Genomic DNA, 14,862 nt, shown 5'->3' with positions numbered 1-14,862 from the left:
GCTCAGACGACGCGCCCGCTGCTGACCGGCACGTTCGGGATGGCTGCGGCGACCCATTGGCTCGCCACCGCCACGGCCCAGGCTGTGCTCGAACGCGGGGGCAACGCCTTCGACGCCGCCGCAGCGGGCGGCTTCGTCCTGCAGGTCGTCGAACCCCACCTCAACGGGCCCGGGGGCGATCTCGTCGGCCTCTTCCAGGCGGCCGAGGATCCGCGGCCCCGCGTGCTCATGGGCCAGGGGCCGGCGCCTCGCGGCGCGACGATCGAGCACTACCGCGCGGAGGGGCTCGAGACCGTGCCGGGCGCCGGCGCCCTCGCGGCCGCGGTGCCGGGAGCAGTCGACGCCTGGCTCGTCCTGCTGCGCGACTACGGCACGTGGGAGCTCGCCGACGTCCTCGCTTTCGCGATCGGCTACGCCCGCGACGGGCACCCTCTGCTCGCGTCCGCGTCAGCGACCATTGCACGCGTCGCGCAGCTCTTCCGCGACGAATGGCCGTCCTCGGCCGATCTGTGGCTGCCCGGGGGCACCGTGCCGCGGGCCGGCGATGTGTTCCGGAACCCCGCGCTCGCCGCGGTGTTCGAGGGTCTCGTGGCGGCGGGACGAGACGCCGCAGACCGGGCCGCGCGCATCGAGGCTGCTCGCACCGAGTGGCGGACGGGCACGGTCGCGCACGCGACGGCCGCGTTCGCGGCCCGACCCCATCGACACTCGACCGGAGGCCACCACGCCGGGGTGATCACGGAGGCCGATTTCGCCGACTTCTCCGCAGGGTACGAGGAGCCTCTCACGACGACCTTCCGCGGACGGACCGTGGTCAAGGCCGGCGCGTGGACGCAGGGTCCCGCACTGCTCGAGGCGCTCGCCCTGCTCGATCCGCTGCCCGATGAGCGCCTCGACCCCGCGACTCCGGAGGGCGCGCACACGATCGTCGAGGCCTTCAAGCTGGCCCTCGCGGACCGCGACGCGCACTTCGGCCACGACAGCGTGGTCAGCGAGCTCCTCGACCCCGCCTTCCTCGCCGCGCGTCGTGCGCAGCTGCTCCCGGATGCCTCGCACGAATGGCGCCCGGGTACCGTGGCGGGGCGCGCACCGCATCGTCCGCCGCTCGTGCGTCCCGACGGGACGAGCGTCGCCGGCACAGGCGAACCGACGGTCGGGCGAGCGGGCGAGACGCGCGGCGACACCTGTCACATCGACGTCGTCGACGGGTGGGGCAACATCATCTCGGTGACGCCGTCCGGCGGCTGGCTGCAGTCGTCCCCCGCGATCCCGGAACTCGGTTTCGCGCTAGGCACGCGCCTGCAGATGACCTGGCTCGACGAGACGTCGCCCGCCGCACTCCGCCCGGGCGCCCGCCCGCGCACGACCCTCTCCCCGACCCTCGTCATGACCGGCGACCGGGCCGACATCGCGATGGGGACGCCCGGAGGCGACCAGCAGGACCAGTGGCAGCTGCCGATGCTGCTGCGCATGCTGGTCGGGGGCTGGGACGCGCAATCGGCGATCGATGCGCCGACGCTTCACACGACCGCGATGATCGACTCGTTCTGGCCGCGCACCTGGACGCCCGCAGGAGTGGTGATGGAAGACCGGCTCGGCGACGAGGTCGCCTCGGGCCTGCGCGCGCGGGGGCACGACGTCACCGTGGTCGGGCCGTGGAGCCTCGGACGTCTCTCGGCCGTCGGCATCGACCGCTCGCGGGGACTGCTCTGGGCGGCGTCGAACCCGCGCGGGATGCAGGGCTACGCGGCCGGTCGCTGAAGCGGAGCGCCCGCCCTCATTGCGACAACCGGCGGTGGCACCACGGCGCGACCAGCTCGGCCACGGCGCCGCCGACCTCCTCGGCATCCCGTTTGCGTCCCGCGACCTCGAAGGAGTGGCGGCCGCCCTCGACCCGGAGCAACTCCGCGTCGGCGCATCCGGCGACGACGCTCTCGAGGTCGGTCACCGGGTCGACGAACGGATCGCGGGTCCCGGACACGAACAGCTGAGGCGACGTGACCTCCGGCAGATGAGCCGCACGCGGACGGTCGGGCCGACCGGGCGCATGCAGCGGGTACCCGAGGTAGACGAGCAGAGCCGGGTCGATCGCTCCGGAAGCGGCCGCCATCGATGCCATCCGGCCGCCGTACGACTTCCCCGCCGCGACGATGGGCACCCCGGCGTGCGCGTCGGCGATGGCGCGGAAGACTGCCGCCCACGACGCGATGGCGTCACCGGCGGCGCCGGGCAGTCGGCGGCCCGCCACCACATAGGGGAACGGAAAGCGCACGACATCGATCCCGGCCGCCGCGCCGGCATGCGCGAAACCGCCGAGGAACGGATGCTCGGGTCCGGCGCCCGCGCCATGAGCGAGGATCATCACAGCGTCCGCACGCTCAGCGCGGTCGTACGTCAGCGGCAGGTCGACGGTCCCGGCCGCGATGTCGACCGGCACCGCGTCAATCATCGCTGCGGATCGGTCGCCGGGGGCTCGAGCGTACCCGGAGTCTGCGGGCCGGGGGCCTCGCCGCCGGGCACCGGGCCCACGGCCGGCGGCAGCGGGGCGTCGGCGGGGCCGGGGGCGGGCGATCCCGACGGCGGCGCGATCGGGTTGCCCGCGGGTGCCGCCGGACCGGGGGCGGGCCGATCGCCCGACGGAGCGGGCACGGGGTCGATGCGCTCGCCGTACCGGGGCGGCCCGTCCGGCACCGGCGTGGCCGGCGCCGCGGGCCGGGCCGGCGCGACGTTCAGCGCGCCACGGGCGCGATGGATGCTGCTCGCCTGCACGGTCACCTCGTAGTGGTCGGCGACGACCTGCGTCACCGATGCGAAGTCGCGACGACGGCGCACGAGAGCGAACATGACGAGGCTCATCATCATGCCGATCGCGACGCCGACCAGCATCACGCCGAGGAAAAGCTGAATGGCGGCGTCAGGAGTGCCGAAGACGAAGATCAGCGAGAAGATCAGCCCCAGGAGGATGCCGTTGATCGCACCCGTCCGCGCCGCCGTCGCATATCCGAGCCGGCCGGTGACCGTCTCGACCGACCGCAGTCCGTAGCCGACGATGGCGATCTCACGGGCCGGGATGTCGGCCGAGATGAGAGTCGACACCGCCTTCTGCGCGGCCTCGTACGTTGCGTACTCGGCGACCTTCTCACCCGTGACCGCGGGCGTCCCGCCCATCATGCTCATTCCGTCATTGTGTCACGGCCACCTTCGCGGTCGCCGACTACGCTGGAGCGGTGAGTACGCAGAGGGTTTTCGTCGCGCGCCTGGTCGGGTGCGTCGTGTTCGATCCCGCAGGCGACCGTCTCGGCAAGGTCCGCGACGTGGTCGTGATCTTCCGTAAATCGGACCCTCCGCGAGTCATCGGCCTCGTCGTCGAGATCCCGGGCAGACGCAACGTCTTCCTCTCCATCGGCCGTGTCACCTCGATCGCGACCGGCCAGGTGATCACCACCGGTCTCATCAACGTGCGGCGCTTCCAGCAACGCGGCGGTGAGGTGCGGGTCATGGCCGAGCTCCTAGGTCGGAAGGTCTACCTGCGCGACGGGTCGGGCGGCGCAGTGATCGAGGATGTCGCGATCGAGCGCAACCGGCTCGGCGAATGGGACATCGGCCAGCTCTTCCTCCGCCGTCCCAAGACGAGTGCGTCGCCGTTCGCCAAGGGGCCGACGACCTTCGCGGCCTGGAAAGACGTGCGCGAGGACCAGTCCTCGGGCGCCGCCCAGTCCGCCGAGCAGCTGGTCGCGACCTATTCGGAGCTCAAGCCCGCAGACCTCGCCAACACGCTGCTCGACCTTCCGGAGGAGCGCCTGCTCGAAGTCGCCGAGGAACTCCCCGACGAGCGCCTCGCCGACGCGCTCGAGGAGATGCCCGAGGATGAGCAGGTCCACATCCTCGAGCGGCTCGGCGACGAGCGCGCCGCCGACATCCTCGACGCCATGGAGCCCGACGACGCGGCGGACCTGCTCGGTCAGCTCCCCGAAGGCCGCATCGAGCAGCTGCTCGACCTCATGGAGCCGGAGGAGGCCGAGGACGTCCGCGCCCTCCTCGAGTACGGTCCCGACACCGCGGGCGGCCTCATGACGAGCGACCCGATCGTGCTGTCGGCGGAGGCGACGGTGGCTGAGGCGCTCGCGCTCATCCGCCGACACGAGCTGCATCCGGCCCTCGCCGCATCCGTCTTCGTGACGCTCCCCCCGTACGAGACGCCGACGGGGCGACTTCTGGGCACCGTGCACTTCCAGCGGATGCTGCGCTACCCGCCTCACGAGCGACTCGGCGCGATCATCGACGACACCGTCGACCCGGTCGCGGCGTCGTCGTCCGCGGCCGAGGTCGCACGCATGCTGGCCAGCTACAACCTGGTCTCGGTTCCCGTCGTCGACCAGGCCCGCCGGCTCGTCGGCGTCGTGAGCGTCGACGATGTGCTCGATCATCTGCTTCCGGACGACTGGCGGTCGCAAGACGTCGAGCCCCAGGATGCCGCTGCGATGCGGGGGCGCCGCTGATGGCCCGCTCGTCGAAGACCCCCTCGCTCGAGGCGCCCCGTGGACGGCGCAGCGGTGTCAGCGGTGTGCTCGGTCAGCGGACGTCGCAGCCGTCCCGCGACCGGTTCGGTCGGTTCACCGAGTGGATCGCCCGGGCGATGGGCACGCCCGGCTTCCTCGTCGCGCTCTCGCTGTTCTGTGCGGCGTGGCTCGCCTGGAACACGCTCATGCCCGTCGAGCTCCGGTTCGACTCCGCGGCCAACGGCTTCACGGCGTTGACGCTCATGCTCTCGCTGCAGGCGTCGTACGCCGCGCCCCTGATCCTGCTCGCGCAGAACCGGCAGGACGACCGCGACCGCGTGCAGATCGAGCAGGACCGTCAGCGTGCCGAGCGGAACCTGGCCGACACGGAGTACCTGGCACGCGAGGTCGTCGCCCTGCGCATGGCGATCTCCGACCTGACCGACGGACTCGTCACCAAAGAGACGCTGCGCGCCGAGCTGCGTACCGCGCTCGACCGCCTCGACTCCGACGAGCGCCCGGACACGCGATGAGCACGGACGCCGTCCGCGCGGCCGTCGCGGCGGTGCGCGATCCCGAGTTGCGCAAGCCCCTGGGCGAGCTCGACATGGTGCGCGACATCGCCGTGGATGGCGCCCACGCTCGTGTCGGCATCGCGCTGACCATCGTCGGCTGCCCTGCAGCCGATCGGATCGAGCGCGACGTCCGGGATGCCGCGCTGTCCGCCCCGGGCATCGAGACGGTCTCGGTCGAGGTCGGGGTGATGACCCCGGCGGAGCGCGCCGCACTCACCGAGCGGCTGCGGGGTGGGAAGGCCGCCCGCGAGAACCCGTTCGGTCCGGACTCGCTCACACGCGTCATCGCCATCACGAGCGGCAAGGGGGGCGTCGGCAAGTCGACCCTCACCGCGAACCTCGCTGTCGCCCTCGCGCAGCGCGGCCTCGCCGTCGGGCTGATCGACGCCGATGTGCACGGTTTCTCGATTCCCGCGCTGCTCGGTCTCGTCGATGCCGACGGCCTGCCACCGCAGCCGACGCGTATCGACGGGCTCATGATCCCGCCCATCGCGCACGAGGTCCGGACGATCTCGATCGGCATGTTCCTGCCGCGCGATCAGAAGAGCTCCGGCGCGGTCGCCTGGCGCGGGCCGATGCTGCATCGCACGGTCTCGCAGTTCCTGACCGACGTGTTCTTCGGCGACATCGACGTCCTCCTGATCGACATGCCCCCCGGCACCGGCGACGTGGCCATCAGCGTGGGTCAGCTGCTCCCGCACGCCGACGTCGTGGTCGTCACGACTCCGCAGACGGCCGCCGCCGACGTCGCGGTGCGCAGCGGCCTCGTCGCCCGGCAGACCGGGCAGCGCGTGATCGGGGTCATCGAGAACATGTCGGCGATGACGCTTCCCGACGGGACATCGCTCGACCTCTTCGGCAGCGGCGGCGGGATGCGGGTCGCCGAGGCCCTGTCGACCGACCAGCCGGTGCCGATGCTCGGCTCCGTGCCGCTCAGCCCGGCTCTGCGCAGCGACGCCGACAGCGGAGTCCCGGTCGTCGTCGCGCATCCCGACGACGCCGCCGCCGAGGCGATCGCGCGCATCGCCGACACCATCGCAGGCACCGGACGCGATCTCCGCGGCCGCCCGCTGCCTCTGCGTGTGGGCTGATCAGGTCGCTTCGTCGTCGAACGGAACGTCGGCACCGCGCTCGAATCGCTTCGCCGCCTCGCCCGCAGCATCCATCCCGACGGCGGTCGCCGTGCTGATCGCCGCACCCGCGGCGGCCGCGCGCACCGTCGGTACGGGGGCGTCCTCGAGGAGAGCGTCGCGGATGATGCGACGCGGGTCGTACTGCCGAGGGTCGAGCTTGCGCCATTCGACGTCGGAGAAGTCCTCTCCCATCTCGTCCTTGACGCGGTCCTTCGCGCCGTTGACCCAATCACGTGCCCGGACCGTGAAACGCGCGAGCATCTCGGCGAGCTGCGGAAGGCGCTCGGGTCCGAGGAGCAGGACAGCGGCGACCCCGATGAGGATGAGCTTGTCCCCGTCTAGGCCGAAGAACATGACCCCAGATTACCCGTGCGCCTCAGCGGCCGGAGCCATCCGCGCGCCTACGCTGGAACAAGGAGGAATGCATGGGTGATCAGGAAGCGATCCGCAGGTTCGCGATGGAGGCGACGGTGGAACCGGAGCACATCTCTCGCGCGCGTGCACACGCCCTCGAGATCGGAGCCGCGCCGATCAGTGCGCCGGTGGGCGCGCAATGCGCTGTGCTCGCCGCCGCGACGGGCGCACTCAACATCGTCGAGATCGGTACCGGCGGCGGCGTCTCCGCGCTCTGGCTGCTCCATGGGGCGCCACGCGCCACGCTGACCACGATCGACATCGAGCCCGAGCATCTGGCCGTCGCCCGGCAGTCCTTCACCGAAGCGAGGATCCCTCCGGCTCGTGCCCGCTTCATCACGGGCCGCGCGGCTGATGTGCTCCCCCGCATGAATGAGGCCTCGTACGACATCGTGCTGGTGGACGCCGACCCCGACGGTGTCATCGAGTACGTCGAGCATGGGCTTCGGCTCGTACGCCCGGGCGGGATGGTCCTCGTGCCCCGTGTGCTGGCAGGTGGGGCCGTCGCCGACCCCGTCCGCCGCGACGACGTCACCCGCGCCTACCGCTCGCTCATCCACGAGACACAGTCGTCGCCGGCGGTGCTCGGCGCGCTGTCGATCGTCGGAGAGGGACTGTTGCAACTCACGACGGCAGCCACCGCCTGACGGCGGCTCAGCGGCAGAGACGGAAACGGCCGGCCCCAGAGGGACCGGCCGTTTCCGTGCAGCATCGTCAGGCTGCGCCGACGACTCCGCTCAGCACGCTGTGGAGTTCCTTGGCCTCTTCATCATTGACCGAGACGACCAGACGCCCTCCGCCTTCGAGGGGGACACGCACGATGATCAGGCGCCCCTCCTTCACGGCCTCCATCGGTCCGTCTCCGGTTCGCGGCTTCATGGCTGCCATCGCGGCTCCCTTTCGTCATGAGGACTACCTGAAGAGTTTATCGTGCAGCGCAGGCACAGCGCGGACACGTCCCTCAGGGAATCTGAGCGAAGGTGCTTCCGAGCGCATACATCGTGTGGATCCACCACCACTGCGCGGCTATACCGAGCACCAGCACGCTGATGCGCCACCAGAGCGCGCGGGGCAGCGCGACGGCGCCCCAGAGCGGTGACAGCGGGACGAGCAGTCGGAACGTGCTCGACTGGGGGAAGAAGACCGCCAGCAGGTAGAGGACGTACGCGGCCGACCACAGACGTATCGGAACACCGAGGCGACGCACGCGGCGATCAGCGACGAGCAGGAGCGTGGCGAGAACCACGATCGCCGCAAGCCCCGCGAGACACACCCACGCCGGAATCCCCCAGATTCCAGACCACAGCACGGCGGCCTGCATTGTGCCGTCGAAGGGCACGAACCCCCCGTGATCCCCGATCCAGGATCGTCGCCACGCGAGTTCCGTCTGCAGGTAGGCCCCGGGATCACCCGTCACGATGCCGGTGATGACGGGCCAGGCGAATCCGCAGGCGGCCGCCAGCAGCCCGCTCGCGACGACGTGGGCGATCTCCGGCGGGTGCAGGTCGTCGTGCTGACGCCGCGACCACCGCCAGATCCCGTACAGCGCGAGCATCAGCGAGAAGGCGAGGACACCGGGCCGCGTGAAAGCCATGAGCGGGATCCACAGGTACAGCCACCACCACCGGCGGCGCTCCACGGCGAGGAGCGCGAGGAGCAGCCAGAGCTGGAAAAGCGATTCCGCGTAGCCGAGCTGGAACAGCGCGGCCATCGGGCCCGCGAAGCTGAAGAAGGCGACCGCCCACATCGCTGCCGCGCGGCCGATGCGGCGGCGCAGCAGAGCGAAGAGGACGAGACACGCGAGATAGCCGGCCGTTGCCGACACCAGGGGCGCAGCGACCGGGAATCCGCCGACGACCCACCCCACGGCGCCTGTGATGACGGGGTAGACCGGCATGAACGCCCACGCGTTCTGGGCGACGTGGCCCGCCGCGTCGAGCGGCAGCTCGGCGGGATATCCGCTGAACGCGATGAGCCAGTACCACTGCGCGTCCCACCCCATCGTCAGAGTGCCCAGAGTCGCGTCGGCGCCGAAGCGGGACCGGGGTCCGCTCAGCTCGGCCGCTCCGAGCAGGAAGCCCGTCGTGACAGCGCGCGAGAGCAGGTACATCAGCGCGATCGCAACCGCGGGCGGCAGCGCGATCGCGGCGCGACGCAGCGACCTCATGCGCGCCGGGTCACCGGTTCGAGAGCCAGGTGCGCAAGCCGCGCTCGACGGCGTCGATCTGCTCGACCGGCACCCGCTCCTGGTCGTGGTGCGCGAGCGAGGGGTCGCCCGGGCCGTAGTTGACGGCGGGCACTCCCAACGCCGAGAACCGGGCGACATCCGTCCAGCCGTACTTGGGGCGAGGCTCGGCTCCCACCGCGGCGACGAACTCCTGGGCGAGCGGCGCATCCAGGCCCGGTCGTGCACCTCCGGCGAGGTCGACCACCTCCACCTCGAAGCCGTGGAAGAACTCGCGGACGATCGCGACGGCCTCTTCGGGCGAACGGCTCGGCGCGAAGCGGTAGTTGACCTCGACCTCGCAGAGGTCGGGGATGACGTTCCCGGCGATGCCGCCCGAGATCCGGACGGCGTTGAGCCCCTCGCGATAGACGAGTCCTTCCACCTCGACGTCGGCGGGCGTGTGCTCCGACAGTCGCTGGAGGATCGGGGCCGCGTGGTGGATGGCGTTGTCGCCGATCCACGCGCGGGCGCTGTGGGAACGCACCCCGTGCGTCCGCACGATCGCGCGCAGATTGCCGTTGCAGCCGCCCTCGACCTGACCGTTGGAGGGCTCGCCGAGGATCGCGAAGTCGCCCGCGAACAGGTCGGGACGGTTCGCCGCGAGCCGCGTCAGGCCGTTGAGCTCGGCGGCGACCTCCTCGTGGTCGTACCACATCCACGTGATGTCGACGCGCGGGTCGACGAGCTCTGCCGCGAGCTTCAGCTGCACCGCGACGCCCGCCTTCATGTCGACGGTCCCTCGCCCCCACAGGAACTCCTGCCCGTCCTCGACCATCTCGCGAACGGGCAGGTTCGCGTTGATGGGAACGGTGTCGATGTGACCGGCGATGACGACGCGCTGCGCGCGACCGAGCTGCGTGCGCGCGACGATCGTGTCGCCGTCGCGGATGACCTCGAGGTGCGCCAACGGCGATACGGCGGCGAAGATGGCGTCGGCGAGGGCCGTCTCGTCGTCCGACACGCTGGGGATGTCGCACACCGCCCGAGTCAGATCGGCGCTGGACACGGTCAGATCGAGCTCGGGCATGCGGCGATTCTATCGGCGGCGACTGCACCGATAACCTGGAGCCATGAGCGAACGGTGGGCATGGGGCGTGGGACTCGCGACCTCGAGCAGCGATGGCACGACACTCGACACCTGGTTCCCGGAGCCCGCGCTCGGGACACCGGCGGCCGCCGAGTCCGCCGCCGCGATGGTGACCTGGGCGCCGCTCGCAGCGGACGACGAGCGCCGGGGCGTGACGGTCGAGGCCGTCACCATCTCGATCGACCTCGATGCGGCGCCGGCGTCGACCCCGGATGCGTACCTCCGCCTGCACGTGCTCTCACACCGCCTCGCGGCACCGAACACCGTCAATCTCGACGGGATCTTCGGGCACCTCCCGATCGTCGCCTGGACGACCGCGGGCCCGATGCACCCGGATGACGCGACGCGCCGTCGGCCGTTGCTCCAGCGCGACGGCATCCAGGTGCACAGCCTCGACAAGTTCCCCCGTCTGCTCGACTACGTCACTCCCCCCGGTGTGCGCATCGCCGACGCCTCCCGCGTCCGCCTGGGCGCGCACCTCGCACCGGGCAGCACCGTGATGCACGAGGGCTTCGTGAACTTCAACGCCGGCACGCTCGGCGCCTCCATGGTGGAGGGTCGCATCTCGCAGGGCGTCGTGGTCGGTGACGGGAGCGACATCGGGGGCGGCGCCTCGATCATGGGCACGCTGTCCGGCGGCGGCAGCCACCGGGTGTCGATCGGCCGTCGCACGCTGCTCGGCGCCAACGCCGGCATCGGCATCTCGCTCGGCGACGACTGCGTGGTCGAGGCCGGGCTCTACGTCACGGCAGGGTCGAAGATCGTCCTCGCCGACGAGCCCGCCACGGCCTCGGGTGCGCGTCCAAGCGTCAAGGGCGCAGAGCTGTCCGGGCGCGACGGCATCCTGTTCCGCCGGAATTCGCTGACCGGCGCGATCGAGGCTGTTCGCCGCGCGGGGGTCGGAGTCACGCTCAACGAGGCTCTGCACGCCTGATCGCGTCGCGTGATCCGGGCGGCGCTCAGAGCAGGAGCGCCGAGAGCAGACCGCCCCACAGGCACACCACGGCGAGCATGCCGAGGCTGTACCAGAGCGACGCCCGGAGGATCTCCGACTCGCGTCCGGCGAGTCCGACCGCGCCGGCCGCGATCGCGATCGACTGAGGCGAGATGACCTTGGCGGCTGTGCCGCCTGCCGTGTTCGCAGCGACGAGCAACCCGGGGTCGACGGAGATCTGCTCGGCGGTGGCGACCTGGAGGGGCGCGAACAGCGTGTTGTTGTTGACGACCGACCCCGTCAGGAAGACGCCGATCCAGCCGATGGTCGGTGCGAGCAACGGGAAGAGCGGCCCGACCGCCGCCAGAGCCGTGCCCATCGAGGCCGAGCCGCCCGAGTAGTTCGCGACGTTGGCCAGGACGAGAATGATCGCGATGAGCAGCAACGCGCGCCAGAGGCCGCGCACCGTCTCCACCAGTGTCCACACCAGGTCGGCCGCGCGCAGGCGCGGCGTCGTCCAGAACGACACGATCACCGCCAGCAGGATCGCCGTGCCCGTCGCGTTGATGGGAGTGAAGCCCCACGTCGCCGTGACGACATCACCGCCGGGGGTCTGCACGCTGCCGGTGAGCCCGGGCATCGGAACCGCGAGCACCAGCGCGGCCAAGGGCCCGCCCGCGGCGAACAGATTCTTGAACACCGGCAGGCTCCAGACCAGGATGACCGCCGTGAGGATGTAGAACGGGCTCCATGCCGCGATCACCTTACGTACATTGGCGCTGTGCGGCTCCGGCTCGGGCGCGCCGACTTCACGATGGACCCGCCGAGGCTGCCAGACCCGGCCGAGGAGGAAGAGCGCGACCATCGCAGCCAGGCCTGCTCCGAGGTCGGCGAGCTCGGGGCCGAGGAACCACAGCACGCCCGCCTGCACGCCGCTGAAGACGATGGTGACCAGCAGCGTGGCCGGCCACGTCTCACGCAGCCCGCGGAAACCGTCCAGGATGACCACGAGCAAGAACGGGATGAGCAGCGTCAGGGGCTGCAGCACCAGCACCATTGCACGCGACAGCTCCTGCACCTCGAGGCCGCTGACCTGCGCACCCACGATCACGGGGATGCCGATGGCGCCGTATGCCCCCGCCGCCGCGTTGGCGACGAGCGAGATCATGGCCGCCCGCAGCGGGCGGAACCCGAGCTGCACCAAGAGCGCGGCGCAGATGGCGATGGGCACGCCGAACCCGGCGGCGCCCTCCAGGAAGGCACCGAAGGAGAAGCTGATGAGCAGCACCTGGATCCGCTGATCTTTCGAGATGCCCCCGATCGATGAACGAATGACGTCGAAGCGACCGCTCGCGACAGCGAGCTTGTAGAGCCACACCGCCATCACGATGATGTAGGCGATCGGCCAGACCGCCGTGAGCAGGCCCAGCAGGCCCGCACCCCCGACTGCCGTGAGCGGCATCCCGAATCCGAGTGCGGCCACCAGCAGCTGCGCGACGAGCGCGATGAGACCGGCGAGGATGCCGCTGAGGCGAAGTCCGACGAGCGCGACGAGGAAGACGATGATCGGAATGGCGGCGACGAGTGCCGACAGCGCCAGCGAGCCGAGCGGATCGGTCGTCTGCATCCACATGCTTCGCTCCCCTGCTCGTGCGTGCGGCCCACCCTAGACCGGGCCGCACACCCGCGCGAGGGGGGCGTATGCTCGCGTCAGGAGGTGGCTCGATGGCCGATCGCTTGCCGAAGAAGGTGTACGAAGCCGAGTTGCGGCGGCTGCAGGCGCAGCTCGTCGACATGCAGGCCTGGGTGCAGGCCACCGGCGCCCGCATCGTGGTGATCTTCGAGGGGCGCGACGCCGCGGGCAAGGGATCCACGATCAAGCGCGTCGCCGAGTATCTCAATCCTCGGGTCGCGCGCATCGTCGCGCTTCCCGCGCCGACCGAGCGCGAACGCTCGCAGTGGTACTTCCAGCGATACGTCGCGCATCTGCCGGCCGCCGGCGAGATCGTCCTCATGGACCGGTCCTGGTACAACCGCGCCGGGGTCGAGCGGGTCATGGGCTACTGCACCAACGAGGAGTACCACCGGTTCCTGCATCAGGCGCCGATCTTCGAGCGGATGCTCGTCGAGGACGGCATCCTGCTGCTGAAGTACTGGTTCAGTGTGTCGGATGTCGAGCAGGAGAAGAGATTCCGGTCGCGCAACGAGGATCCGATGCGGCGGTGGAAGCTCTCCCCCAACGACGTGCTCTCGATCACCAAGTGGGAGGACTACTCGCGCGCGAAGGACACGATGTTCGTGCACACCGACATCCCGGAGGCGCGCTGGCACGAGGTCGACAACGAGGACAAGCGCCGAGGCCGGATCAACATGATCCACCATCTGCTCGGACAGATCCCCTACGAAGTGGTCGAGCGGCCTGAGATCGAGATCCCACCGCGCCCGCCATCCGGGGGTTACGACCGCCCGCCGCAGCAGCTCGACGGATACGTCCCCGACTACGCGGCGACACTGATCGACAAGTGACACACGGGGTGCCCCGGTCCAGCGGCACCCCGCGGACGTCGAGGTAACGTGGCGCGATCCGCGACCGCATGGGAGAGGCCGGCACATCGCTGTGATGTGCCGGCCTCTCGTGATCGTCGAGCCCTGTTCAGGAGGTGGGGTAGTCCCGCTCCGCCGAGCCGACGTACAGCTGCTGCGGACGCCCGATCTTCGTCTGCGGGTCGTTCTGCATCTCGCGCCAGTGCGCGAGCCAGCCGGGCAGCCGACCGATCGCGAACAGCGGCGTGAACATGCGCGTGGGGAAGCCCATCGCCTTGTAGATGACGCCCGTGTAGAAGTCGACGTTCGGGTACAGGCGACGCTCGCGGAAGTAGTCGTCGCTCAGGGCGATCTCCTCGAGCTCCTTCGCAAGATCGAGCAACGGGTCGACGACGCCGAGCTCGTTGAGGACCTCGTCCGCGGATTCCTTGACGAGCTTCGCGCGCGGGTCGTAGTTCTTGTAGACCCGGTGCCCGAAGCCCATGAGCTTCACGCCGTCTTCCTTGTTCTTCACGCGGGCGACGAAGCGCTCGACGCTCTCGCCGGAGTCGCGGATGCGGGCCAGCATGTCGAGGACGGCCTCGTTCGCGCCGCCGTGCAACGGTCCGTAGAGCGCGTTGATACCGGCCGAGATCGAGGAGAACTGATTCGCACCGGTCGACCCGACCAGGCGCACGGTCGAGGTCGAGGCATTCTGCTCGTGGTCCTCGTGCAGGATGAGCAGACGCTCGAGCGCGCGCGAGACGACCGGGTTGACCTCGTAGTTCTCGGCGAGGACGCCGAAGTTCAGGCGCAGGAAGTTGTCGACGAAGCTCAGCGAGTTGTCGGGGTAGAGGAAGGCCTGCCCGACGCTCTTCTTGTGCGCGTACGCGGCGATCACGGGCAGCTTCGCGAGGAGCCGGATCGTGTTGAGCTCGACGTGCTCGGGGTTGTTCGGGTCGGACTGGTCCTCGTAATACGTCGACAGGGCGGCGGTGGCGGCGGACAGCACCGACATCGGGTGCGCGGTGTGCGGCAGAGACGAGAAGAAGCGCTTGAGGTCTTCGTGCAGCAGCGTGTGACGACGGATGCGGTCGTCGAAGTCAGCCAGCTCGTCAGCCGTGGGCAGGTCGCCGTAGAGCAGGAGCCAGGCCACTTCGAGGTACGTCGAGTGCTTGGCGATCTGCTCGATCGGGTAGCCGCGGTAACGCAGGATGCCCTGGTCACCATCGATGTAGGTGATGGCGGACCGCGTGGCCGCGGTGTTGACGAAGCCGTAGTCGAGGCTCGTGTGGCCCGTCTGCTTGGTGAACGTCGAGAAATCGACGCTCGGAACTCCGTCGGTTCCGTGCAGCACCGGCAATTCGGCGGTGCGGTCACCGATGGTGACGGTGGCCTTCTGCGGGGTGCCCGTGTCGTTCACGAAGCCTCCTTGCGATCGTCCGGTGCGGTCATTACAGCCTATCGGGC

The 14,862-nt window shown here is 70.3% G+C and carries 15 protein-coding genes; 7 read left to right on the top strand and 8 right to left on the bottom strand.

Annotated elements, in window-relative coordinates; all coding sequences use genetic code 11:
* Nucleotides 1–39: 39 nt before the first annotated feature.
* Nucleotides 40–1,761 (top strand): gamma-glutamyltransferase family protein, encoded by a 1,722-nt coding sequence (locus ACLBWJ_RS00910; RefSeq protein ID WP_404568561.1) that lies wholly within the window; start codon nt 40–42, stop codon nt 1,759–1,761.
* Nucleotides 1,762–1,777: 16 nt separating this feature from the next.
* Here the strand turns inward: ACLBWJ_RS00910 and ACLBWJ_RS00905 are convergent, their stop codons facing one another.
* Together ACLBWJ_RS00905 and ACLBWJ_RS00900 are read right to left on the bottom strand one after the other, a co-directional pair.
* Nucleotides 1,778–2,437: an alpha/beta hydrolase family protein gene (locus tag ACLBWJ_RS00905; protein ID WP_404567756.1), complete on the bottom strand. Its 660-nt coding sequence runs from the start codon at nt 2,435–2,437 to the stop codon at nt 1,778–1,780.
* Between the two features lie 8 nt (nt 2,438–2,445).
* Nucleotides 2,446–3,177 carry a general stress protein gene (locus ACLBWJ_RS00900; RefSeq protein WP_282501006.1) on the bottom strand — a complete coding sequence of 244 codons (732 nt, stop codon included), beginning with the start codon at nt 3,175–3,177 and terminating at the stop codon, nt 2,446–2,448.
* A 50-nt stretch (nt 3,178–3,227) separates the two neighbouring features.
* On the opposite strand from ACLBWJ_RS00900, the gene ACLBWJ_RS00895 reads away from it, so the two are divergent.
* Genes ACLBWJ_RS00895 through ACLBWJ_RS00885 form a run of 3 tightly spaced genes read left to right on the top strand, consistent with a single transcriptional unit; the run spans nt 3,228 to nt 6,165 of the window.
* Nucleotides 3,228–4,499 carry a magnesium transporter MgtE N-terminal domain-containing protein gene (locus tag ACLBWJ_RS00895; protein WP_112614920.1) on the top strand — a complete coding sequence of 424 codons (1,272 nt, stop codon included), beginning with the start codon at nt 3,228–3,230 and terminating at the stop codon, nt 4,497–4,499.
* A complete protein-coding gene (locus ACLBWJ_RS00890) occupies nt 4,499–5,032 on the top strand; it encodes a DUF1003 domain-containing protein (RefSeq protein WP_112614922.1) in 534 nt (177 codons plus the stop codon). Before ACLBWJ_RS00895 ends, ACLBWJ_RS00890 begins: the two co-directional genes overlap by 1 nt.
* Nucleotides 5,029–6,165 (top strand): Mrp/NBP35 family ATP-binding protein, encoded by a 1,137-nt coding sequence (locus ACLBWJ_RS00885; protein WP_447659584.1) that lies wholly within the window; start codon nt 5,029–5,031, stop codon nt 6,163–6,165. The genes ACLBWJ_RS00890 and ACLBWJ_RS00885 overlap by 4 nt, the downstream gene beginning before the upstream one ends.
* On the opposite strand, the gene ACLBWJ_RS00880 is transcribed toward ACLBWJ_RS00885, so the two are convergent.
* A complete protein-coding gene (locus tag ACLBWJ_RS00880; protein ID WP_240309858.1) occupies nt 6,166–6,561 on the bottom strand; it encodes a Sec-independent protein translocase TatB in 396 nt (131 codons plus the stop codon).
* A 71-nt stretch (nt 6,562–6,632) separates the two neighbouring features.
* On the opposite strand from ACLBWJ_RS00880, the gene ACLBWJ_RS00875 reads away from it, so the two are divergent.
* On the top strand, nt 6,633–7,268 hold the full coding sequence (locus ACLBWJ_RS00875; RefSeq protein WP_114589532.1) for an O-methyltransferase: 636 nt from the start codon (nt 6,633–6,635) through the stop codon (nt 7,266–7,268).
* A gap of 67 nt (nt 7,269–7,335) precedes the next feature.
* Here the strand turns inward: ACLBWJ_RS00875 and ACLBWJ_RS00870 are convergent, their stop codons facing one another.
* The 3 genes from ACLBWJ_RS00870 to dapE form a co-directional block, all read right to left on the bottom strand.
* Entirely contained in the window at nt 7,336–7,509 is a 174-nt protein-coding gene (locus ACLBWJ_RS00870; protein ID WP_023950528.1) for a DUF3117 domain-containing protein, read from the bottom strand.
* A 73-nt stretch (nt 7,510–7,582) separates the two neighbouring features.
* Nucleotides 7,583–8,788, bottom strand: a complete 1,206-nt coding sequence (locus ACLBWJ_RS00865) for a hypothetical protein (RefSeq protein ID WP_447659583.1) — start codon at nt 8,786–8,788, stop codon at nt 7,583–7,585.
* 10 nt (nt 8,789–8,798) lie between these two features.
* Nucleotides 8,799–9,875, bottom strand: coding sequence for a succinyl-diaminopimelate desuccinylase (gene dapE, locus ACLBWJ_RS00860; RefSeq protein ID WP_323985740.1), 1,077 nt, complete (start codon nt 9,873–9,875; stop codon nt 8,799–8,801).
* Nucleotides 9,876–9,918: 43 nt separating this feature from the next.
* Between dapE and dapD the strand changes: the two genes are divergently transcribed.
* Nucleotides 9,919–10,869, top strand: coding sequence for a 2,3,4,5-tetrahydropyridine-2,6-dicarboxylate N-succinyltransferase (gene dapD, locus ACLBWJ_RS00855; RefSeq protein WP_447659582.1), 951 nt, complete (start codon nt 9,919–9,921; stop codon nt 10,867–10,869).
* 25 nt (nt 10,870–10,894) lie between these two features.
* On the opposite strand, the gene ACLBWJ_RS00850 is transcribed toward dapD, so the two are convergent.
* The gene (locus ACLBWJ_RS00850; protein ID WP_447659581.1) at nt 10,895–12,502 is read right to left on the bottom strand and encodes an L-lactate permease; all 1,608 of its coding nucleotides are present in this window, start codon (nt 12,500–12,502) and stop codon (nt 10,895–10,897) included.
* 92 nt (nt 12,503–12,594) lie between these two features.
* Here ACLBWJ_RS00850 and ppk2 point away from each other — a divergent pair, with 92 nt between their 5' ends.
* A complete protein-coding gene (ppk2, locus tag ACLBWJ_RS00845) occupies nt 12,595–13,395 on the top strand; it encodes a polyphosphate kinase 2 (RefSeq protein WP_274177949.1) in 801 nt (266 codons plus the stop codon).
* Nucleotides 13,396–13,522: 127 nt separating this feature from the next.
* Here the strand turns inward: ppk2 and ACLBWJ_RS00840 are convergent, their stop codons facing one another.
* Nucleotides 13,523–14,815 (bottom strand): citrate synthase, encoded by a 1,293-nt coding sequence (locus tag ACLBWJ_RS00840; RefSeq protein ID WP_274177950.1) that lies wholly within the window; start codon nt 14,813–14,815, stop codon nt 13,523–13,525.
* Between the last annotated feature and the right edge of the window lie 47 nt (nt 14,816–14,862).

It is taken from the genome of Microbacterium sp. M4A5_1d, assembly GCF_053345465.1.
This window is presented reverse-complemented; position numbering and strand designations above follow the sequence as displayed.